Genomic DNA, 21179 nt, shown 5'->3' on the forward strand with positions numbered 1-21179 from the left:
AACCACTTTCCTGGGTGTTGGATCTGTGGGGGCAGGTTTTCGCCCCAGTAATTCGTTTACGCGTAAAGGGCAGCTGCCATGGCTAACATCAACGGGACGTCCAGCAACGATACCCTTCAGGGGACAAATGAAGATGACACGATCCGGGGCTTCAATGGTCAGGATCTTGTATCGGGTGAGGGCGGCGACGATAGTATTCTGGGCGGGGGTGGCAACGACACCTTGTTCGGTGATGTGGGCGAAGGTACGGCCCCAGGCAACGACGCCACGCCGCTTGTTATCGACATTAACAATCTGGTGACCCCGAACACCGGCAATGTGAACCCAGGCGCTTCGGCTGTGTACAGGAACGTGGCGCAGCTGGAGGATGGCACGCAGGTGTCCGCCCGTCTGGTGCTCGTGTCGAAATCGGACTCGCGCATGACGGTTGATCTGAACGGCGGTGACGGGTTCGAGATCCTGATGAATGGTCGCGGCAGTGGCGACACGGCTGAATTCCGCATGGAGTTCTTCATCCCGTCGTCACCGAATGCGACGACAGGCACCCCGGTTGCCCTGAACTCCACCGCGACTATCAACGACCTCGATCGCAATAGCCAGGGCGATCAGGAAGCAGTCACCATCGATTCCAGTAGCTTTACCGCATTCGCGACATCCAGCGATTCGCTCGTGAACATCGTCGAAAACGGCGGTCAGGTCACGGCAGAGGGACGTGGCGACAATGATCCCGACGACCAGGAAGCATGGTTTTCCGCTTCGTTCGAAAACCGGACATTTATCGAATTCACGTTGGAGACGCGGTCGAGCAACTCGGGGTTTTCCTTCTCCGGCGACCTGATCGACGACGCTGTCGTCACGCCCATCGAAGCAGGCGATGACACGATCGATGGCGGCAGCGGCCAGGACGTGATTTTTGGCCAGGGCGGCGATGACAGCCTGTCAGGTGGTCAGGGTGACGACGACATTGATGGCGGCGAAGGCAATGACGTGCTGGACGGCGGTCAGGGTCAGGACGAGTTGATCGGCGGAGCGGGCAACGACACGCTTGTCGGCGGCACCGGCGACGACACGCTGCTGGGCGGCGCGGGCGAAGACCTGATCACCCTCGGCCCCGACAACGACCGCGCCGAAGGTGGAACAGGGTCGGATCGTTTCACCTTTGACGGCCTGGGCAATCACAACATCATCGGCGGCGAAGATGCCGACGGGACGGACATTGATATTCTGGACCTGACGGGTGTGCGCGCGAACGTGCTGCCCGATGGGCCGAACTCGGAATCCGGTACGGTCGAACTGCTAGACGAAAATGGCAACGTGGCACGCCGCGTCACCTATTCCGAGATCGAGCAGATCATCATCTGTTTCACCCCCGGCACGCGCATTGCCACGCCCAAGGGCGAGGTTCCGGTTGAGAAGCTGCAGGCGGGCGACCGCGTCTTTACCCGTGACAATGGTGCGCAGACCCTGCGCTGGGTGGGTCGACGTGACCTTGGCCCGGATGAGATGCGCGGCAATGACAGCTTCCAGCCGGTTCTGATCCGGCAAGGCGCGCTGGGTAAGGGGTTGCCTGAGCGTGACATGCTTGTGTCGCCGCAGCACCGGATGCTGGTGAATTCCGACTTGGCCGAAGTGATGTTTGAAGAGCGCGAGGTTCTGATTGCGGCCAAGCACCTGACAGGTCTGGACGGCGTGGATCAGGTGACCACCGGCGCTGTCAGCTATCTGCACCTGATGTTTGATCAGCACGAGGTTGTGCTGGCCGATGGGGCGTGGTCGGAAAGCTTCCAGCCGGGTGACCATTCGCTGCGCGGCATTGGAGCGGACCAGCGCGATGAAGTGCTGGAACTGTTCCCGGAACTCGACACGCTGGCCGGTCTGGACAGCTACGGCGCAGCGCGTGTGTCGCTGAAACGGCACGAGGCCAAGATCCTGGTGGATCGCCTCAGGTGATGTGACGGGCCGCCCGCCAGGCAGCCCAATCTTCGGGCGTGTCGAGATCGCGGCGCGCCCGTTTGCCGGGCAGCGGCACGAGATGCACCCTGTTTCCGGCAGAGGCCACGACGCTGCGACCGCCATCGTCGCCGATCAGGTTTTGCAAGTCTGAAAAGAGCGCGTGTGCGAAGACGATCGGATGCCCGCCGCGTCCATCTTCAGTGGCGCCGCGCCAGATCAACGCGTCCGCGTGGTTTTGTACGGCATCCTGAATGGCGCGGAGATCATCGGCTGTGATCTCTGGTAGGTCACCAAGCAGCAGCATTGCGTGGTTCGTGTTTTCCAGCGTCGCGAAGAGGGTGCGGATGCTGGCACCCATGCCTTCGGCGGCGTCTGGAACAGGGATGGGCCGTGCGTTTGTGTTGTTCAGGCAGGCATATCGCGGATGCGGCACTGGTGGTAGGGCGACGCGTATGTCTGTACTGACGGCCTCTGCCATTCTGATTTGACGGGTGAGCAACGGTTGGCCGTCCACATCCTCGAGCAGCTTGTCCGTGCCGCGCATACGCGACGATGCACCGGCGGCAAGGATCAAGATTGGTATCATGGCAGGAAGTGTAGGTGTCTGGTCGGGGCGCCGCAACACGGACGCGTGGGGCGCGACGATGTTATGAGGGGGGCTTTGCTCCCGGGCTGCGCCGCCCCGGCCGCTCTTGATAAGTGCGGGCTCAGGTCCCCCGCATTCTGCTGCCGTCCGGGTCGAAGAGTGCGGTCGTGGTCAGCGTGGCGTCGCGCATCTGACCGAGGATTTCGATTTGGACCGTCAGGCCATCCACGATTTTGTCAGTCGGCAGGAAGCCGAGTGCGACGGAGGTGTCTGCGTGATGTGAATAGCCGCCCGAGGTGCAGAACCCGACGACTTTGTCATCCAGCCAAATAGGTTCATAGCCCTGCACGTCAGCGTTGTCAGCATCGACCGTAAAGGCGCAAAGCTTGCGGGCGGGGCCGTTTGCGCGTTCGGATTCGGCGGCTGTGCGTCCGATGAAGTCGGTGTTCTTTTTCCATGAGATGAAGCGGTCGAGGCCGGTTTCGGCGGCGGTGTAGTCGGGGGAAAACTCCGACAGCCAGGAGCCGAAGAACTTGTCGAGGCGCAGCGACATCATCGCGCGCATGCCGAAGGGAGTGATGCCCATGGGCTGCCCGGCGTCCCAAAGGGTCCACCACAGCTGGCGTTGGGCCATGGGGTCGCAATAAATCTCGAACCCAAGGTCGCCGGTATAGCTGACCCGTTGGACGATGCAGTCGGTCATGCCGACGGTGAGCGGTCGCACGTCTAGGAACTTCATGTCCGAGATATCGGCGCGTGTGCAGGCTTGCAGCACGTCGCGGGCGCAGGGGCCCGCCAGTTGGAAGCCGTTGCGTTTGTCGCTGATATTCTCGACAGTTATGCCGGTTTCTTCATGTTGTTCGAAGTGACGCATGTGCACCGCTTGCGCACCGTAGCTGGCGGTAAGTTGGAATTCCGTCTCGCTGAGGCAGGACATGGTGAAGTCGCCGATCAGCCGCCCCTTGGCGCTGAGCATCGGGGTAAGCGCGATGCGGCCCGGCTGGGGCACGCGGCCTGCCATGATGCGGTCGAGCCAGGCGCGGGCGTTTGGGCCCGTGACGCGGTACTTGCCGAAATTGTGCACCTCGTTGATGCCGACGCTTGCGCGGACGGCTTTGACCTCTCGTGCGGTGGCCTGGAACGCGTCGGAGCGGCGGAAGGACGGGGTTTCATAGGTTGGCTCACCCTCTTGGGCAAAGTAGTTGGCGACCTCCAGCCCGTATTGCTGGCCCCAAACAGCGCCCATGTCAGTAAAGATATCGTACATTGGCGTGGTGCAGTTCGGACGTGCTGCGGGCAGCTCTTCGTTGGGGTAGGCGACGCTGAACCGCTTTTGGTAGTTTTCGATGACCTTTGGGCGGGTGTAGCCGGGGCTGATCCATGTGCCAAAGCGCGCGACGTCCATGGCGGTCACGTCGCGTTCGCATTCGCCGTCGATCATCCATTGGGCGAGCATGAGGCCGACGCCGCCGCCCTGGCTGAACCCTGCCATCACGCCGCAGGCGGACCAATAGTTGCGCAGGCCTGGCACGGGGCCGACCAGCGGGTTGCCGTCGGGGGCGAAGGTGAAAGGGCCGTGGATGACCGATTTTATCCCTGCGGTTTCGAGCACGGGGAAGCGGTTATAGGCGAAGGCGATGGACTCCTCGATCTTGTCAAAATCGTCGGGCAGAAGCTCGTGGCCGAAGGTCCACGGGGTGCCGTCCACCGCCCACGGGCGACAGGGTTGTTCATAAAAGCCAATGCAAAGGCCACGCCCTTCTTGCCGGAGATAGCTTTCGCCTGCGGGGTCCATGACGTGGGGGTGTTCGGCGTCGCGATTGTAGATGTCGGGTATGTCGTCGGTGACGATGTACTGATGCTCCATTGGATGGAGGGGGAGGTAGACGCCGGCCATCGCGCCGACTTCGCGGGCCCAGAGGCCGCCCGCATTGACGACATGTTCGGCGTGAATAGTGCCCCTGTCCGTGATAACGTCCCACGTGCCATCGGGGCGCTGGTTTGTTTCCTGCACCATGGTGTGCGTGTGGATGGTGGCGCCGCCCATCCGCGCAGCTTTGGCATAGGCGTGTGTGGTGCCCGATGGGTCGAGGTGGCCGTCGAGCGGGTCGTAGAGCGCGCCGAGGATGCCCTCGGTGTTGGTGATGGGGGCGATCTTGGCGATCTCTTCAGGGCCGACGATTTCGGTCTCCAACCCCATGAAGCGGTGCTTGGCCCGTTCGGCCAGCAGCATGTCGAACCGGTCCTGATTGTCGGCCAGCGTTACGCCGCCCACATGGTGCAGGCCGCAGGACATGCCGGTGATCTCTTCCAACTCCTTGTACAGCTTGATGGTGTAGCCCTGCAGTGCGGCCATGTTGGTGTCGCCGTTTAGCGTGTGAAACCCGCCCGCCGCGTGCCAGGTGGAGCCGGATGTCAGTTCCGAGCGTTCCAGCAGCATCACGTTGGACCAGCCGAGTTTTGTCAGGTGGTAAAGGACGGATGCGCCGACGACGCCGCCGCCGATCACCGCGACGCGGCTTGTGGTTTGCATGATGCGGACCTTCGTGTTGGGTGGCCGACCGGCCCTTTGGGGAGAGTTTATTTGGCAAGATGAAGGCACAGGCTGGTCATATGCGACATGTTCTGTCGGTAATGGGAACGGTGGTGCGCATCACGGAGTTGGCGGGGCATGGAATTTGTAAAGCATTTGCCGGAGACGGCCCTGGCCTTGGTCCGGCACTACGGTCGCAAGCTATGGGTGCGGGTTGCTGCGATGGGGCTGTTTGCGTTCGTCGCGCTGGGGCTGAGCCAGCTGATCGAGCCGCTTGTGCCCGACGATATGGCCACGGCGCTGCCGGGATCGGCGGCGGATCGGCTGCTTAATCTGATTGCGAATGCGATGTTGGCGGTCACGACCTTTTCGCTGACGGTGATGGTGAGTGTGTACCAATCGTCGTCCACCCAGTGGACCCCGCGGGTGCATCAACTGATCATGCAGGACGCCGTGACCCAGAACACGCTGGCCGCGTTCATCGGCGCCTATGTCTATGCGTTGGTGGCCATCGTGCTGCGCGAGATCGGAATCTATGTCGATGACCGTGCTCTGGTGCTGTTCTGGCTGACGGTGCTGGTTCTGGCCTTTGTCGTCTGGTCGCTGATCCGCTGGACGCTGCATTTGCAGACCCTGGGATCGCTCATCGATACGACCCGGCAGGTGGAACACATCACGCGAGCCCAGTTCGAAGAGCGGTTGGATACGCCCTGTCTGGGTGCCACGCCGTGGACCGGCGAGGTGCCACAAGATGCGTGGCCCGTGCCGTCGGGTGACAGCGGTTACCTGCAATACCTCTACGCCGAAGCGCTGCAACAAGCCGCCTGCGAGCACGATGTGACACTGTATCTGCCATGCGGCATCGGCAGCTTTGTCTTCGTCAATGAACCGATGGTGTGGGTTGCTGGCGACGCGAACGAGCGCGATGCACTTGTCGAAGAGATCAAGCGCCTGGCCGTGATCGGAGATGTGCGCACCTATGATCAGGATCCCCGTTTCGGTCTGCTGGTGATGTCCGAGATTGGGTCCAAGGCCTTGTCCCCCGGTGTGAATGATCCCGGCACGGCCATTGATGTATTGAACCGGTCGGCGCGCATTCTCTCGCTCTACAAGGACGAAACGGCCAGCGACGGCGCGCCGCAACATGACCGCCTGCATGTCCGTCCATTGCATCCCCATGATATGATCATCGATGCGTTCGCCGGCATTGCGCGCGACGGCGCGGGTGAGGTCGAGGTACAGCAGCGTTTGCAACGGGTCATGGCGGGATTGATGCAGCACCCGGACGAAGGCTTGAGCGAGGCGGCTGCCGCATTGGGTGCCGAGTTTCTGGAACGCGCGCGCGAGGCGATTACCTGGGCCCCGGACCGCGACCGGCTGGTGGCCAAGGCGGCCGAGCGGGTGCGTGGCTAAATTCACCGCCCTTTCCCCCCAGCGACGCGTTGTGTCGCGCCTGGGCAACCGGGTGGGGATGCGCGGGCGCAGGGTGCGGGGCAGCGAAACTTTGCAAAGGCATGTCCATGCGCACCCACGCACAGGCCGTCGTGATCGGCGGCGGCGTCATCGGCTGTTCGATTCTCTACCACCTGACCAAGCTGGGCTGGACCGACGTGGTCCTCCTCGAACGCGACGAGTTGACCTCCGGCTCGACCTGGCACGCGGCGGCGAGCATCCATGGCCTGCATGACAGCACCAATATCAGCCGCATCCAGCACTATACGATGGGCCTGTATCGGGAGCTGGAGCAAGAGACAGGGCAGGGCTGCGGCGTGTTTCAGCCCGGTTCTCTGTATCTGGCGCAAACGGAGGCGCGCGAACATCAGCTGCGTTTGCAGGCGGCGAAGGCCAAGCTGTACGGCATGAACTTTCACGAGGTGGACCGGGCTGAGGCGGAGAGACTGCATCCGCTTGTCGATTATGACGGCATTCGCTGCATCATGTGGGAACCGGAGGGCGGCAATGTGGACCCGTCGGGGGTGACCAATGCCTATGCCGCTGGCGCGCGGCAGAACGGGGCGGAGATTGTGCGGTTCTGTCCCGTCATCGGGACCGAGCAGCAACCGGATGGCACTTGGATCGTGCGGAGTGAAAAGGGCGACATCGCGACCCCGTGGGTGGTCAACGCTGCCGGGCTTTGGGGCCGTGAGGTGGCGGCGCTCGCGGGCGTCGAGCTGCCGCTTCAGCCGACCGAGCACCAGTATTTCGTCACCGAAACCATTGCCGAAGTGGTGGCAATGGACCGCCGCTTGCCTTCTGTCGCGGACCGGGATGGCGAGTATTATCTGCGCCAGGAGGGGCAGGGGCTGCTGGTCGGGGCCTATGAAAAGGACGTGCGGTTCTGGGCCGAGGAGGGCACGCCGCAGGGCTTTGGCCACGAGCTGTTTGCCGACGATCTGGAGCGTATCGAAGACAACATGATGCGCGCCATCGACCGGGTGCCGGTGGTGGGCACGGCGGGGATCAAGCGGGTGATCAACGGGCCTATGATCTGGTCTCCCGATTCCAACGTGCTGTTCGGCCCGGTGCCGGAATTGCAGGGCTATTTCTGCTGCAACGGGATCATTCCGGGCTTTTCCCAGTCGGGCGGCATGGGGCTGCTGGCGGCCCAGTGGATCATCGAGGGCGAGACGCAATACGATATGTTTGCGTGGGACATGGCCCGCTTTGGCGCGTGGGCAGACAAGGCGTTTACAAAAGAGCGGGTGGGAGATCAGTATGCGCACCGTTTCAAGATCCATTTCCCGGGCGAGGAACGGACCGCAGGACGCCCCATGCGCACCCGTCCGGTGCATGACAGGCAGGTGGGTCTGGGCGCGAAGATGGGCCTGAATTACGGGTGGGAGCACCCGCTGTATTTCGGCGATGTCGAGGATACGTCGGGCTTTACCCGGCAGCCGTGGTTCGATGTGGTGGGCGCCGAGGCCCGCATGCTGCGTGACCGGGCCGGCATCATCGATATCTCGAACTTCGCCAAGTACGTCTGCCGTGGACCAGGGGCGGAGGATTGGCTGAACGCCGTTTTTGCCAACCGGATGCCGGGTGCTGTCGGTCGGTCCTGCCTGACGCCATTGATTGGCAAGCGTGGCGGGATCGCGGGCGATTTCACGGTGACGCGGCTGAGCGAAGAGGAGTTCTGGATCATCGGGTCGGGGATGGCAGAACGCTACCACCAGCGGTTTTTCAAAGAGGTGCCGCTGCCTGACGGGACCAGCTTTGTCAGCCAAACGGAGGCTTTTTGCGGCTTTAACGTCGCCGGACCGGACAGCCGGGCGCTGTTGCAGCGGCTGACCAATGCGTCGCTTGAGACGGCGGACTTCCCGTTCATGCGGTCGCAGCGGATCACTCTTGCCGGGGTCGAGGTGGTGGCGTTGCGTGTGTCATTCACGGGCGATCTTGGCTGGGAACTGCATTGCCGGACCGAGGATCAAGGGCAGCTTTACGCGGCGTTGATTGATGCCGGGCGCGAGATGGGTATTGGTCCCGTCGGCAGCCGCGCCTTGATGAGCTTGCGGGTGGAAAAGGGGTATGGGTCGTGGAGTCGGGAATACAGCCCGGAGTACTGGCCGCACGAGGTCGGGCTTGATCGCCTGATCAAGCTGGACAAGGATTTTCTGAACAAGCGGGCCGCAGTGGATGCGATGGCACACGCGCCGCGCGAATCACTGGTGCTTCTCCACGTGGATGCATCTGATACTGACGCGTCATGCGCTGACGCGTCCGGAGGCGAACCGATTTTTTGGGCCGGTGTGGGGATTGGTCGCATCACGTCCGGGGCGTATGGGTACAGCGTTGGGATGAGCCTGGCGTTGGGATTTGTCCGCGATGCAAACCCAGGTGATCAGGTCGATGTCCGGGTCCTGGGACGCTCGCACAAGGCAACGATACTTGGGGCTGCGCCATTTGACCCGACGGGTGCGCGACTGCGGGCGTGATCCAATTTGGGGAACGGCGGGGGCACGGACAGACGCATTTACTGATCCATACAGGCCTGTACTGACACCATCATGAAGACCTGTCCGCGCCCCAAAAAGGCCTGTCAGGTCGTTTACTCTAATTAGCGTCACATGTTAGATTCATTCCATGTTTCGGACGGCATTCGATCACGAAGTGCAGGTTTATGTCTCGAATGGCAGCCCTGCGCATTTCACGATACGTGAAGTGTACGAACTGTACGGGTCCTGGCAGTTGTGGGTTTTGGTCATGGTTGGTTTCTTGATCATGGCGACGGGTCACCCGGTAACGTTGCCGCAATTTGACAGTTTTGGACTTCGGTTGTCGTTCTGGTTCGTTGCGCTTTTTGTCTACTTGCTGCTGTTGCTGGTCTATACTCCGGTTGCATACAAAGCGTGGCGCTCGGTGTTTGCCGTGCCGATACCATTGCTTATCTTGTCGACGCCACTTGTTCTGGTGGCAACGTATGTCACGTCAGCCGGGCTCACTGTTCTGTTCGAGCCGTCAAAACCGCCGTTTTCGAGCATGTCATGGCAAATGAATGTCCGAAATGTGCTGGTTGCGCATGTTTTCGAGACGGCTGGCCTCATGTGGCTGTTGCCGGCACAGCGCGCGCGCAAGGAGAATGAGACCGAGGCGCGCGACATCACGCTGTCGGGGCGCAAGATGTCGCTGGACCGGATTGTGCGGGTCAAGGCCGCTGAACACTACCTCGAGATTCACACACCTGACGGTGTCGAGATTTTACGTGAACGTCTGGCGACATTTCTGGAACAGGTGTCGCCCGAGGACGGCATCCAGACCCATCGGTCGCATTGGGTGGCGCGCGAGACGGCGAGGGCATTGTCCGGATCGAAGCTGACGCTTCTTGACGGGAACAAGATCCCGGTCGCGCGGGGGCGGCTGGAGGATGTGCGGGTGTGGCTTGACACACATACGGATGAGCAAAAGGTGGCGTGAGACCGCTTAGTCCACGCCGCGGATACGCAGCGCCGTGATCCGGTTGCCGTCGCGCGCGGTCACCTCGAATCGGAAGCCGTGAAAGCTGAAGACCTGGCCCACGGTCGGGATCATTTGCGCCTCGTGAATGACGAGCCCTGCGACGGTGTTCGCCTCGTCATCGGGCAGGTTCCACTCGGTCGCGCGGTTGAGGTCCCGGATCGTCATGGCGCCGTCGATATAGTAATGCCCGTCATCGCCGCGCTGCACGACGTCGTCGCCGTCGGGGTCAAACTCGTCCGTGATCTCGCCCACGATCTCCTCGAGGATGTCTTCGAGCGTGATGAGACCCTGGAGCGAGCCGTACTCGTCCACGACAAGGGCGAAATGGGTGCGCATCCGCAGGAACTGGCGCATCTGATCGTCGAGCGTCGTCGTTTCGGGCACGAAATAGGGCGGCATGGCCACTTCGCGGATGTCGAAATTCTTGAGGGCTGCGGCCTCGCCGTCGGGGCCGCCAATCACCTGGTACATCGCGCGCAGCAGGTCCTTGGCGTGGATCACACCGATGATGTTTTCCTGCTCGCCCCGGTAGACGGGCAGGCGGGTGTGGTTCGACTTCAGACATTGTTCAAGGATGGCCTGCGGATCGTCATCTGCGTCGATCATCTCGATGCCGGAGCGGTGCAGCATGATTTCCTCGACCGTGCGATCACCCAGATCGAGCGCGCCCAGGATGCGGTCACGGTCTTCCTTTTCGACGACCCCTTCGGAGTGGCCAAGTTGCAGCGCGCCCGCGATTTCCTCTCGGACAGCCATGATGTGGCTGTCGGGGTCGATCCGGACGCCAAATATGCGCAACACACCCCGCACCAGCAGGCGCACCGCCGCCACGATGGGCGAGAACACCAGCACCACCAGCGAAATGGGGCGCGACACGAGCGAGGCGGCCTTTTCCGAGTTGGTGATCGCATAGGTTTTCGGCAGCACCTCGGCAAAGACGAGAACGAGGACAGTCATCACCAGCGTGGCCAGCGCCACACCGGATTCGCCGAAGGCCCGTGTGAAGAGGGCTGTGGCCAGCGATGTGGCCAGGATGTTCACGAGGTTGTTGCCCAGCAGGACCGAGCCGATCAGCCGCTCGTTGTCTTCGGTGATTTCAAGCGCGCGTTCGGCCCCGCGCGACCCCTTGTCGGCCTGCGCCCGCAGCTTGCCGCGCGACGCCGCCGTCAGTGCCGTTTCCGAGCCGGAGAAGAAGCCGGACATGATCAGCAGGCCGAGGATCACCGCGCTGGTGATCCAGAAGGCCGCATCCAGCGTCGAGGTGGGGTCGTCCATTCGTGATTTATCCTTTGATGGTGCATGGGTTATGGGGGTGCCGGGCGATGCAATCAAGGGATGCGGCGGGATGCGCGTGCAGGATCTGGGTGTGGTGGACGAACCTGTGCTCTTGTTCGGCGGGCCGTATTCCAATCTGCAGGCGACGCAGGCCGTTTTGGAACAGGCCCGCCATCGCGGGGCAAAGCCCGTGTGCACCGGCGATGTCGTCGCATACTGCGCGCGCCCGGCCGAGACGGTCGCGGCCATTCGCGCGGCGGGTTGTCCGGTTGTGGCGGGCAATTGCGAGGTGCAGTTGGCGGAAGGAGCCGACGATTGCGGTTGCGGGTTCCAAGAAGGGAGTGTCTGCGATCTTCTGTCGGTCGGATGGTACGGCTTTGCTCAATCCCGGGTCGGCGCGGATGCACGCGCTTGGATGGCAGAGTTGCCGGATGTGGTCGTGTTTGCGCAGTCTGGCGCGCGCTATGCGGTGATCCATGGCGGGGTGTCGGATGTGGCACGCTTCGTCTGGTCAACCTCTCCGATGTCGGTGTTCCGCTCTGAATGGATGGCGCTCGAGGCGCAGATCGGCCCGGTGGATCATATCGTTGCGGGTCACTCGGGCATTCCGTTTCAGCAGGACGTCGGCAAGGGCAGGTGGATCAATGCGGGCGTGATCGGAATGCCGCCGCATGACGGATTGCAGCAGACCGCTTTCATGGTTCTTGAAGAGGGTCGTGCAAAGTTGCACCGACTGAACTACGACATGGATGGGGCCGTTGCCGATATGGAAGCCGCCGGGCTGACCCACGGCTATCACATTGCCCTGCGCAGTGGCTATTGGCCGTCCGAGGACGTGCTGCCGCCGGATTTGCGCTTGTCCTTCGCCAGCGGGTGATGATCCAGCACAAGCTGCGTCAGGCGCTCATCCACCACATGGGTGTAGATCTCGGTCGTGGCGACATCGGCGTGGCCGAGCATCGTCTGGATGGCCCGCAGATCTGCGCCGCCGGCCAGTAGGTGGGTCGCAAAGGCGTGGCGCAGTGTGTGGGGCGTCACCTTGGAGGGATCAACTCCGCCATGAACGGCGAGGGACTTGATGCGTGCATAGAACCAGTGGCGGGTCAAAAAGCCCGAGGCGCCGCGCGACGGAAACAGAAAGCGGGAAGGCGTGGCACCTTCGGCTTCGACCGCATCGCACCTTGCATCACGACATTTGAGCCAGGCGGCAAGTGCTGCACGCGCGGACGGGGAGAGGGGGACCATCCGTTCCTTTCCCCCCTTGCCAAGGATCAGCAGCATTTGCGGATCGCCGCGCGCGGAGGACACAGGCAGGCTGACCAATTCGCTCACCCGCATTCCGGTGGCGTAGAGCAGTTCCATCAGGCAGGTGTCGCGCAACCGGTCGTGGTCGCCGCGCCCGAACGTGCGGGCGGAAAGGAGCAGCCGGTCGACCTCCTCCTCGTCCAGCGTCTTTGGCAGGCGTTTGTCCTGCCCGGGGCTCGCGATCTGGATGGCGGGGTTGTCGCTGCGCCAGCCTTCCTCGAACGCAAAACGGTAGAGTTGCTTGATGGCGGACAGGCGGCGCGCGCGGGTTGATTTGGCCAACCCCTGCGCATCGCAATGGATCAGGTAGGCTTCTATTTTGGCCTTATCTGCCGTCTCAAAATCCGCGTTCTGACCGGCAAGCCACGCGTCCGCATCTTTCAAGTCTCGGCCATAGGCCAGCAGCGTGTTGCGCGCGGCGCCCAGCTCGGCGGCTTGCGCGTCTAGAAAGGTAGAGATCCAACGGTGGCTCATCCTGCGCCTCGCAGCAGCAGGACTTGCAGGGCGGTGCGCCGCGCCACATCCTCGAGCCCGAGCGCCCGCAAGGTCGCAAGCCCGGTTGTCAGCCGCGCCACGTCGCCGCCCGCGCCGCCGTGGGTCAGGGTGATCGTGTTTGCCAGCGCGAGGCCGAGATCACCGGCCTGTGCGGCTGCAACAATACCCGCGTCAGGAGGCGCATCGCGGAATGCGGCCAGAACCGCGCCCTCGACCCCGTCGGAAGTCAGGTCCGCTGGCACCTCACCCGTGGCGACGGCCACGGGCAACGGGCGTTTCAGGGCGCGCGACGGGAACTGCTTCAGAGCGGTCTCGTAGGCCGGTGACAGCAGCACGACATCGAATGCGATATCTGCGGTTGGCCCACTCAGCACCAACTTGGTCAGATCCTCGGCAAACATGTTGGCAAAGACGGTTTGTAGGTCGATGTCGCCCATGGCGCGCCAGGCTGCGGGCAAAGTCTTTGACACCGCCGCCGGGCTGCCCGTGCGCAATGCCGTTTCAAAGCGCTGGACGGCAGCCACCCGGTCCCAGACGCCGCCCGACGCCGCGGGCTGGCGTTGCGTGTAAAGGCCAAGGAGGCGATTGTCGCCAAGCGCGCCGCGTTGCGCCAGCCGTTCGGCGGCTTCAAGCTGTGCCTTCCATCCCGCATTGGCCGACAGGTCCGCATTTGCATATACCAGCGGCCATGTGCGTGTCGGGATCGGCGTGCCGATCGCTTCGAACAGGCGGAAGGCCAGGGGATCCGGCGTCGCAGGGACAGGCAGCGACGGCTCACTCTCAAAGAGGTCCGGGTCGAGGAACCGCTCAAGCGCCGCGGCCTGATCTTCGGGCACAAGGTCCAGAACGCGTGCCGTGCCCAGGATAAGGACGGCATCCTCCCAGTTTCCGGCACGCGCATTGCAGAACACCTCGTGCGCCTTGCCCGGTGACAGTTTCGGATGGGCGAGGATCAGCCCGCAGGCCGTACTGGGATCCCCGGACACCAGCGACAGGTCCATGTAGCGCGCAAGATGCGCTGCCCGCTTGTCGATGGCGGTTTGTTCGAGAAGGGCGAGTGCAGGGTCGAGCGCGCCGAATTTTGTCAGCGCATCCACGCGCGCCAGATCAAAGCGGTGTGCGTCGCCCTTTGGCGGGTTCGCCTCGGCCAGCAGCAGCGTCAGGATCAGATTTTGCAGCGCCGGCAGGGGGGCGTCCGGCAACGCATTGATGGCGTGCGTCAGGGCGGTGGCATCGGTCGATTGCCACAGCGTGTCGGGCAGTCCCGTCACGTTCGACGGGGCGAGCCCGACCCGTTGGGCAGCGTCCGTTTGAAGGGGTTGTACCGTAACCCGAGGCACCGCGCCACTGGCGGTAACATCAGGTTCGGGCGCAGCGGGCAGGGCCGCATCTATGGCCCCTTGGGTGTCCAGCCAGTCGATCACGCTCAGCGGTGCCGTCGCCTCGCCTTGTGCGCCAAGGGCTGTGCCAGCGCAGATTAGCGCGGCAAGCAGGGGGGCAAGACTATTCCGCATCCAAGGTCACGGGCGTGCGAACTTCATCCTGGGGCGGCGAAAAGTTGGCGCCGAAATACTCTCCGACATAGGCATAGCCCACAAGTCCGACAAATCCGATGATCGCGAGAAAGATCAACAGCTTGAATAGACGGATCATGTGTTTGCCTGCCCCAGAATTCTTGGTTGTGCTTCTTTGTTTTGCCCAAAGCATATATGGCCTTTTTTGCAAAATCACGTCATTGACAGCGATATGAGCGAAATTCAGCAGGACAGTGTGATCGGGGCAACCTACCGACTGAAGAAAACGGTTGTGATGGTGGGCATGATGGGGGCGGGCAAGACCGCTGTGGGGCGCGCCCTGGCCTTGCGCCTGGACGTCCCGTTTCTGGACAGCGATGCAGAGATCGAGACGGCAGCAAACATGACTGTTCCCGAAATCTTCGAGCGCGACGGCGAGCCGTTCTTTCGCCGCAAGGAAACGCAGGTCATCTCGCGCCTGCTGGATGAAGAACGCGGCATCCTGTCAACGGGGGGCGGCGCCTTTCTGGCCGAGGAAAACCGCGCAAACATCACGGCGCGCGGTGTCTCGGTTTGGCTGAATGCGGGCCTTGATCTGCTGTGGCAGCGCGTGCGGCACAAGGACACGCGCCCTTTGCTGCGCACGCCCGATCCCCGCGCCACGCTAGCCGAGATCTATGCCCAGCGTGTGCCGCTTTATGCGCTGGCCGACGTCTCGGTCCTGTCCGAAGCCGATATGAGCATCGAGCAAATGGTCGACAGGGTCGTCGCGACCCTTTTGGCGGAACGCCCCGATGTGTTGGAGACGAGTGATGCGTGAAACCGTGCATGTGCCGCTGGGCGCGCGGGCTTATGACGTGGTGATCGGGCCGGGCCTGATGGCCGAGGCAGGTACCTTTATCGCACCCATGCTGTCCCGCCCGCGCGTCGCGGTGGTAACCGAAAGCCGTGTGGCTGCCTTGCACCTGGGTGCCCTAGAGGAGGGTCTGTCTGCCGCCGGCATCGACTGTGTCGCGCTGGAATTGCCGCCGGGCGAGAGCACCAAGAGCTGGGCGTATCTGGCGCAGGTGACGGAATGGCTGCTTGATCAGAAGATCGAGCGCCGCGACGTGGTCGTGGCCCTTGGCGGTGGCGTCATTGGCGATCTGGTCGGCTTTGCCTGCGCCGTGCTGCGCCGCGGCGTGCGGTTCGTTCAGGTGCCCACGTCGCTTCTGGCGCAGGTCGACAGTTCCGTGGGGGGGAAGACCGGGATCAACACTGCGCAGGGCAAAAACCTGGCCGGCGCCTTTCACCAGCCGAGCCTCGTGCTTGCCGATACGGATGTGCTGGCTTCGCTCGCTCCGCGCGACTTTCTGGCGGGCTACGGCGAGGTGATGAAATACGGCCTGCTGGGGGATGCCGCATTCTTTGGCTGGCTCGAAGACAACGCGCCCGCCATGGCGGCAGGCGATGTTGGGTTGCGTGTCGCGGCGGTGAAGCGATCAGTCGAGATGAAGGCCGACATCGTGACCCGCGACGAGACGGAGCAAGGGGATCGGGCTCTGTTGAACCTGGGCCATACGTTCTGCCACGCGCTAGAGGCCGCGACCGGGTATTCAGAACGGTTGCTGCATGGCGAAGGCGTGGCTATCGGCTGCGGCCTTGCCTTTGAGCTCTCCGCCCGGCTGGGCCTGTGCAGTCAGGAAGATCCGAGCCGGGTGCGGGCACATCTCAAAGCGATGGGGTTGAAGACAGATCTGGCAGATATCCCCGGCGATCTGCCGGATGCGACGGGCCTCATGGACCTGATGGGCCAAGACAAGAAGGTCGTCGCAGGAACGCTGAATTTCATCCTCGCGCGCGGGATCGGGCAGGCCTTCGTGACCCCGGATGTGCCGCCGGACACCGTGATTGCGGTGCTGGGGGATGCTTTGGCTGCGCGCTGACGAACAGATTTGGAGACGGATAGATGACGCCAGAAAGACTGCGAGAGATCTACGGCGACGTGCATGAAAGAGCGGCGGCCAAGGTGATCCACGCTTTCGATGCGCATTGCCGGCAATTCATTGAACATTCCTCTTTCCTGATCCTTGCCACGTCAGATGGCGACACGCTCGATATCTCGCCCAAGGGCGATCCGGCGGGATTTGTGACGGTAGAGTCGGACACGACACTCCTGTTGCCGGATCGGCCCGGCAACAACCGGATCGACAGCCTGACGAACATCTTGGCCCACCCCAATGTGGCGCTGCTGTTCCTGATCCCGACAGTGGACGAAACCCTGCGTGTGAACGGCACGGCCGAGATCAGCGAAGACCCCGCGCTGCGCGCTCAATTCCAGGTTAACGGCCGTCGTCCCAAGACGGTGCTGCGGATCACTGCGGACGAAATCTATACCCATTGCGGCAAGGCACCTATGCGCGGTGGTCTGTGGAAGCCCGAAAGCTGGCCGTCACAGCGCCCTGTCGCGACGCTGCTTGAGATGTTGCGCGATCACACGGCGATCCCGCAGGATCGCACGGATCAGGACGCGGTGGACCATCTCTATCGCAGCACGCTTTACTGACAAAAAAAGCCCGCCGAACTGGCGGGCTTTCTGCATTCTTCCGGCATTCCCTAGAACGGAATTTCGTCGTCCAGATCGCGGCTGGGCGCCGGGCTTGGCTGGCTGCTTCCGCCACCATAGCCGCCGCTCTGGTCATCATACCCCATCTGGCCACCGCCACCGCCGCCGCCAAAGTTGCCGCCACCGCCGCCTTCGCCGCGGCCATCCAGCATCGTCAGGGTCGAGGTGTAGGGGCGCAGCACAACCTCGGTCGAATAGCGGTCTTGGCCGGACTGATCCTGCCATTTACGGGTCTCAAGCTGACCTTCCAGGTACACCTTGGACCCCTTGCGCAAATACTGTTCCGCCACGCGCGCCAGCGGTTCCGAAAAGATCGCGACCGAGTGCCATTCGGTGCGTTCCTTGCGCTCGCCCGTGTTACGGTCTTTCCATGTTTCAGACGTCGCGATACGCAGGTTGCATACCTTGCCGCCGTTCTGGAACGTCCGCACTTCGGGGTCGCGCCCCAGATTGCCGATCAGAATGACCTTGTTGACGGACCCTGCCATGTAATTCCCCTTTTTGTCCCGTGCCGGGCTGATTCCACGCCTCGGCCTTGCCTTCTGGTTAGACTACACATGGTTAATGCAGGGTAAAACCGCGGAAGGGTAGCGCGAGCGCGAAAAAGCCGTATATTGCGCCTCAAGAAACGGTGGCAGTGTACGAACTGGGGGACGGTCAAGATGCGGGCACTCTGGGTTGGGGCGATTGTCGCCGCCTTCGTCGCGGATGCGGGCATGGCGCAAAGCCTGTCGTCGAAAAGCCGCAACAACCTGTTCAAATCTCAGACCAAGGTGTTGGATACGCGCGCGGCCAAACAGTATTCGAATTCGGTCCGCTTGCAGCCGCGCAAGGTTGTCACGCCGACGAAATGGGATACCGAAACGCGCAAGTTCAACGGCAAGTACCGGGGACCTTACCTGAACATGGCTCGCGATGCCGCACGACGCCACGGCGTGCCGGAGGACCTGTTCCTGCGGCTTGTGCAACAGGAAAGCGGCTGGAACCCCAGCGCAAGGTCCCATAAGGGCGCCTTCGGCCTGGCTCAGCTGATGCCCGCCACAGCGCGCAGCCTCGGTGTGGACCGCGAAGACCCCGCAGAGAACCTGGATGGCGGCGCGCGCTATCTCAAGGAACAGTACCGCACATTCGGCAGCTGGCGCTTGGCGCTTGCAGCTTACAATGCCGGTCCGGGCGCAGTGAAGAAATACAATGGCGTGCCGCCTTTCCGCGAGACACGCAACTACGTCAAGGTGATCTGGGGCAGCTGACCGCTGCCGCGCCTTGGCACCAGTTTTGCCATAAACCTGCCATCTCGGTTGCCTAACCCGTTTGACGAGAAACAAGGCGGGGGCGGGCATGAAACCGGGACAATCCACTTTCGACGAACGGTTGGCACGGATCAACAAGGGGCGGACGCTGAACGCAGCGGATGTCGTCGTGTCCAGGCCAAAGATGATCCACCAAAGCCCGTCCGCGCGTCGTTTCCATCTGGACATGCTTGCGGCGGGCGGGATTGCGGGGGCCATCGCCGGCACACTGTTTGCGTCGAATATCGGATTCCTGTTTCTGATCAGCGTCGACTACGTCACCCTTTACGGGCTGATCGTGGCTGACGCCGTGCTGGCAGCCTACATGGCGGCGGTACTGATCGGACCACTCGGCTTTCTCTGGACACTCATTCTGTCACGCACGGCCAAGAGGGCTTGGCAGTTCTGGACGACCTATTGCACCGGCGCCGTGGCCACGAACGCCACCGATCTGCGTTATTGGGCTGATGCGACGGCGATCCCGGCGTTCTGGCAGTTCATGGAGAACTATGTCGCAGCAGCCGACGCGCTGTGATCATTCCGCCGCAATTTTGATCACCGGCTCCATCCGCTCAAGGATCCCATCGGCCAGGTGGCACTTCACCTGATGCCCCTCGGCCAGATGGCGAACAGGCGGCACCTCCGTCTCGCACAGGCCACCGGGGACTTCAGATTTCCAGCGGCACCGCGTCTGGAACGGACACCCCGGGGGCGGGTTCATGGCCGAGGGGATGTCGCCTTCAAGTACGATGTTTCGCTTTTCCACAGATGTGTCAGCGATGGGAACAGCGGACAACAGCGCCTCGGTATAGGGGTGATACGGCGGGGCAAAGACCTGTTCCGTTGACCCAAGCTCCACCACATGTCCCAGATACATCACCATCACACGGTCGCTGAGATAGCGTACGATCGACAGATCGTGGCTGATGAACAGAAGCGTCGTCTTGTGTTCCCGCTGGATCTCCATCAACAGGTCGGTGACAGCGGCCTGCACCGACACATCAAGGGCAGAGACAGGTTCATCCGCCACCACGATCCGCGCGTCCCCGGCAAAGGCGCGGGCGATACCCACGCGCTGCTTCTGCCCGCCAGACAATTGCCGCGGCATCCGGTCGGCAAAGGCGCGGGGCAGCTTCACGAGGTCCAGAAGTTCCAGCATGCGCTGCCAGCGCTCGGCTTCGTTCCTACCGATCTTGAAGATCTCGAGCGCCCGCACGATCTGCCGGCCCACAGTCATCGAAGGGTTCAACGTGTCAAACGGGTTTTGGAACACCATCTGCACGTCCGCCACCGTCTGCGTGTCGCGCTCTTCGATGGGGATGTCCTGAATGGCCTTGTTGCCAAGGGTGATGGTGCCCTCGGTCGCGGTCTCCAGCCCCATGAGCACCTTGGCAAAGGTCGACTTGCCGCAACCGGATTCGCCCACGATGGCCAGAGTTTCGGATTCTCGCGCCTCAAAGCTCAGGGTCTCGTTCGCCTTGACCACCTTCCTTTCTCCGGACGAGAACAGGGCAGAGGCGGCCACCTCGTAATACTTCTTGAGCTTGTCCATCTTCAGAACAACATCGCCGACCTCGCCCTTTTCCTTTTGTTCGCCCAACGTCAGCGGAGCGTTCCAGTCGATCTCCTTGAACCGGAGGCAGCGCGTCTCGTGACTGGCGTCGTCGTTGGTCGGAAACATCGGGATGGATTTGTTTTCGTTGCACAAACCTTCCTCGAAATAGTCGCAGCGCGGGCCGAAATTGCAGCCGGGCGGGCGCTCATGAGGCAGGGGGAAGTTGCCGGGGATGGCCACAAGAGGCCGCGCGTTCTTGTCCGCACCGGGCAAGGGGATCGAGCGGAACAGCGCCTGCGTATAGGGGTGCTGCATCTCGTCGAAGACCTGCTTGATGCTGCCGCGCTCCACCGCTTCACCCGAATACATCACGCAGATCCGGTCGCAAGTCTCCAGCACCAGCCCGAGATTGTGCGAGATAAACAGCATTGAGGTGCCGTATTTCTTGCCCAGATCCTTGACCAGTTCGACCACGGCCGCCTCGACCGTGACGTCCAGCGCTGTGGTCGGCTCGTCCAGGATCAGCAGGGACGGCTCCGACATCAGCGCCATGGCGATCACGATGCGCTGTTGTTGGCCGCCCGACAATTGGTGGGGAAAGCTGTTCAGGATGCGTTTGGGGTCGGGCAGTTTCACATCCGTGACCACCTGGAGCGCGCGCTCATATGCGCCTTTTTCGTTCATGCCCTGATGGATCATCGGCACTTCCATCAACTGCTTGCCGATCTTCATGGCCGGGTTCAGCGATGCCATCGGCTCCTGATAGATCATGGCAATCTCGGACCCGCGGATGTCGCGCAACTCTTCCGTGCTCATCTCGCCCAGATCACGGCCCTTGAACTTGATCGACCCGCCGACAACGCGCCCGTTCTTGCCCAGGTCCTGCATGACGCCCAGGGCCACGGTGGACTTGCCGCATCCGGATTCGCCCACGAGGCCAACGGCCTCGCCGGGTTGCACGGTCACCGAGAAATCCATCACGGCTGGGATTTCCCGCAGCCGCGTGAAGAAGGAAATGCTCAGTTTGTCGATCTCAAGGATCGGGCCATCATAGTCCAGTTTCGTCATTCAGTGTCTCCCCGTCAGATCAGCCGCTTTTTCGCGTTTCTTCTGACT

18 protein-coding genes are annotated in these 21179 nt (G+C 62.3%); 10 read left to right on the forward strand and 8 right to left on the reverse strand.

Annotated elements, in window-relative coordinates; genetic code table 11:
- The first annotated feature begins 78 nt into the window (after nucleotides 1-78).
- The gene (locus tag BWR18_RS06055; RefSeq protein ID WP_076627147.1) at nucleotides 79-1950 is read left to right on the forward strand and encodes a Hint domain-containing protein; all 1872 of its coding nucleotides are present in this window, start codon (nucleotides 79-81) and stop codon (nucleotides 1948-1950) included.
- Here the strand turns inward: BWR18_RS06055 and BWR18_RS06060 are convergent.
- Both BWR18_RS06060 and BWR18_RS06065 read right to left on the reverse strand, forming a co-directional pair.
- Entirely contained in the window at nucleotides 1943-2539 is a 597-nt protein-coding gene (locus BWR18_RS06060) for a nucleotidyltransferase family protein (protein ID WP_076627148.1), read from the reverse strand. The two genes, BWR18_RS06055 and BWR18_RS06060, sit on opposite strands and share 8 nt — an antisense overlap.
- Nucleotides 2540-2660: 121 nt before the next feature.
- A complete protein-coding gene (locus tag BWR18_RS06065; protein WP_076627149.1) occupies nucleotides 2661-5072 on the reverse strand; it encodes a GcvT family protein in 2412 nt (803 codons plus the stop codon).
- Nucleotides 5073-5210: 138 nt separating this feature from the next.
- Between BWR18_RS06065 and BWR18_RS06070 the strand changes: the two genes are divergently transcribed.
- From BWR18_RS06070 to BWR18_RS06080, 3 genes are all read left to right on the forward strand, one after another.
- Nucleotides 5211-6485: a DUF2254 domain-containing protein gene (locus BWR18_RS06070; RefSeq protein WP_076627150.1), complete on the forward strand. Its 1275-nt coding sequence runs from the start codon at nucleotides 5211-5213 to the stop codon at nucleotides 6483-6485.
- 107 nt (nucleotides 6486-6592) lie between these two features.
- Complete coding sequence (locus tag BWR18_RS06075; RefSeq protein WP_076630158.1) at nucleotides 6593-9004, forward strand: GcvT family protein; 2412 nt, start codon at nucleotides 6593-6595, stop codon at nucleotides 9002-9004.
- 148 nt (nucleotides 9005-9152) lie between these two features.
- On the forward strand, nucleotides 9153-9983 hold the full coding sequence (locus tag BWR18_RS06080; RefSeq protein WP_076627151.1) for a LytTR family DNA-binding domain-containing protein: 831 nt from the start codon (nucleotides 9153-9155) through the stop codon (nucleotides 9981-9983).
- A gap of 6 nt (nucleotides 9984-9989) precedes the next feature.
- Here the strand turns inward: BWR18_RS06080 and BWR18_RS06085 are convergent, their stop codons facing one another.
- A complete protein-coding gene (locus BWR18_RS06085; RefSeq protein WP_076627152.1) occupies nucleotides 9990-11300 on the reverse strand; it encodes an HlyC/CorC family transporter in 1311 nt (436 codons plus the stop codon).
- On the opposite strand from BWR18_RS06085, the gene BWR18_RS06090 reads away from it, so the two are divergent.
- Nucleotides 11257-12177 carry a metallophosphoesterase gene (locus tag BWR18_RS06090; protein ID WP_368073642.1) on the forward strand — a complete coding sequence of 307 codons (921 nt, stop codon included), beginning with the start codon at nucleotides 11257-11259 and terminating at the stop codon, nucleotides 12175-12177. The genes BWR18_RS06085 and BWR18_RS06090 overlap by 44 nt on opposite strands.
- Here BWR18_RS06090 and BWR18_RS06095 read toward each other — a convergent pair.
- From BWR18_RS06095 to BWR18_RS21875, 3 genes are read right to left on the reverse strand one after another with little or no spacing between them, the layout of a single operon-like run.
- Complete coding sequence (locus BWR18_RS06095; protein ID WP_076627153.1) at nucleotides 12117-13079, reverse strand: site-specific tyrosine recombinase XerD; 963 nt, start codon at nucleotides 13077-13079, stop codon at nucleotides 12117-12119. The two genes, BWR18_RS06090 and BWR18_RS06095, sit on opposite strands and share 61 nt — an antisense overlap.
- On the reverse strand, nucleotides 13076-14614 hold the full coding sequence (locus BWR18_RS06100; protein ID WP_076627154.1) for a hypothetical protein: 1539 nt from the start codon (nucleotides 14612-14614) through the stop codon (nucleotides 13076-13078). The genes BWR18_RS06095 and BWR18_RS06100 overlap by 4 nt, the downstream gene beginning before the upstream one ends.
- A complete protein-coding gene (locus BWR18_RS21875; protein ID WP_172839363.1) occupies nucleotides 14604-14753 on the reverse strand; it encodes a hypothetical protein in 150 nt (49 codons plus the stop codon). The genes BWR18_RS06100 and BWR18_RS21875 overlap by 11 nt, the downstream gene beginning before the upstream one ends.
- Before the next feature lie 93 nt (nucleotides 14754-14846).
- Here BWR18_RS21875 and BWR18_RS06110 point away from each other — a divergent pair, with 93 nt between their 5' ends.
- The 3 genes from BWR18_RS06110 to BWR18_RS06120 are packed head-to-tail and all read left to right on the forward strand — an operon-like array spanning nucleotide 14847 to nucleotide 17159.
- Complete coding sequence (locus tag BWR18_RS06110) at nucleotides 14847-15434, forward strand: shikimate kinase (RefSeq protein WP_076627156.1); 588 nt, start codon at nucleotides 14847-14849, stop codon at nucleotides 15432-15434.
- Nucleotides 15427-16539, forward strand: coding sequence for a 3-dehydroquinate synthase (gene aroB, locus BWR18_RS06115; protein WP_076627157.1), 1113 nt, complete (start codon nucleotides 15427-15429; stop codon nucleotides 16537-16539). The genes BWR18_RS06110 and aroB overlap by 8 nt, the downstream gene beginning before the upstream one ends.
- Nucleotides 16540-16562: 23 nt before the next feature.
- On the forward strand, nucleotides 16563-17159 hold the full coding sequence (locus tag BWR18_RS06120) for a pyridoxamine 5'-phosphate oxidase family protein (protein WP_076627158.1): 597 nt from the start codon (nucleotides 16563-16565) through the stop codon (nucleotides 17157-17159).
- A gap of 50 nt (nucleotides 17160-17209) precedes the next feature.
- Here the strand turns inward: BWR18_RS06120 and ssb are convergent, their stop codons facing one another.
- The gene (gene ssb, locus BWR18_RS06125) at nucleotides 17210-17707 is read right to left on the reverse strand and encodes a single-stranded DNA-binding protein (protein ID WP_076627159.1); all 498 of its coding nucleotides are present in this window, start codon (nucleotides 17705-17707) and stop codon (nucleotides 17210-17212) included.
- Between the two features lie 174 nt (nucleotides 17708-17881).
- Between ssb and BWR18_RS06130 the strand changes: the two genes are divergently transcribed.
- Both BWR18_RS06130 and BWR18_RS06135 read left to right on the forward strand, forming a co-directional pair.
- Nucleotides 17882-18469 (forward strand): lytic transglycosylase domain-containing protein, encoded by a 588-nt coding sequence (locus tag BWR18_RS06130; RefSeq protein WP_076627160.1) that lies wholly within the window; start codon nucleotides 17882-17884, stop codon nucleotides 18467-18469.
- 61 nt (nucleotides 18470-18530) lie between these two features.
- On the forward strand, nucleotides 18531-19043 hold the full coding sequence (locus tag BWR18_RS06135) for a hypothetical protein (RefSeq protein ID WP_172839364.1): 513 nt from the start codon (nucleotides 18531-18533) through the stop codon (nucleotides 19041-19043).
- On the opposite strand, the gene BWR18_RS06140 is transcribed toward BWR18_RS06135, so the two are convergent.
- Entirely contained in the window at nucleotides 19044-21131 is a 2088-nt protein-coding gene (locus tag BWR18_RS06140; protein ID WP_076627162.1) for a dipeptide ABC transporter ATP-binding protein, read from the reverse strand.
- Nucleotides 21132-21179: the final 48 nt, after the last annotated feature.

It is taken from the genome of Tateyamaria omphalii (genome assembly GCF_001969365.1).
Classification (GTDB): Bacteria; Pseudomonadota; Alphaproteobacteria; order Rhodobacterales; family Rhodobacteraceae; genus Tateyamaria; species Tateyamaria omphalii_A.

Coding starts and splice junctions, on each gene's coding strand:
- BWR18_RS06055 (WP_076627147.1), top strand. CDS start 79: ATGGCTAACATCAACGGGACGTCCAGCAACGATACCCTTCAGGGGACA.
- BWR18_RS06060 (WP_076627148.1), bottom strand. CDS start 2,539: ATGATACCAATCTTGATCCTTGCCGCCGGTGCATCGTCGCGTATGCGC.
- BWR18_RS06065 (WP_076627149.1), bottom strand. CDS start 5,072: ATGCAAACCACAAGCCGCGTCGCGGTGATCGGCGGCGGCGTCGTCGGC.
- BWR18_RS06070 (WP_076627150.1), top strand. CDS start 5,211: ATGGAATTTGTAAAGCATTTGCCGGAGACGGCCCTGGCCTTGGTCCGG.
- BWR18_RS06075 (WP_076630158.1), top strand. CDS start 6,593: ATGCGCACCCACGCACAGGCCGTCGTGATCGGCGGCGGCGTCATCGGC.
- BWR18_RS06080 (WP_076627151.1), top strand. CDS start 9,153: ATGTTTCGGACGGCATTCGATCACGAAGTGCAGGTTTATGTCTCGAAT.
- BWR18_RS06085 (WP_076627152.1), bottom strand. CDS start 11,300: ATGGACGACCCCACCTCGACGCTGGATGCGGCCTTCTGGATCACCAGC.
- BWR18_RS06095 (WP_076627153.1), bottom strand. CDS start 13,079: ATGAGCCACCGTTGGATCTCTACCTTTCTAGACGCGCAAGCCGCCGAG.
- BWR18_RS06100 (WP_076627154.1), bottom strand. CDS start 14,614: ATGCGGAATAGTCTTGCCCCCCTGCTTGCCGCGCTAATCTGCGCTGGC.
- BWR18_RS21875 (WP_172839363.1), bottom strand. CDS start 14,753: ATGATCCGTCTATTCAAGCTGTTGATCTTTCTCGCGATCATCGGATTT.
- BWR18_RS06110 (WP_076627156.1), top strand. CDS start 14,847: ATGAGCGAAATTCAGCAGGACAGTGTGATCGGGGCAACCTACCGACTG.
- aroB (WP_076627157.1), top strand. CDS start 15,427: ATGCGTGAAACCGTGCATGTGCCGCTGGGCGCGCGGGCTTATGACGTG.
- BWR18_RS06120 (WP_076627158.1), top strand. CDS start 16,563: ATGACGCCAGAAAGACTGCGAGAGATCTACGGCGACGTGCATGAAAGA.
- ssb (WP_076627159.1), bottom strand. CDS start 17,707: ATGGCAGGGTCCGTCAACAAGGTCATTCTGATCGGCAATCTGGGGCGC.
- BWR18_RS06130 (WP_076627160.1), top strand. CDS start 17,882: ATGCGGGCACTCTGGGTTGGGGCGATTGTCGCCGCCTTCGTCGCGGAT.
- BWR18_RS06140 (WP_076627162.1), bottom strand. CDS start 21,131: ATGACGAAACTGGACTATGATGGCCCGATCCTTGAGATCGACAAACTG.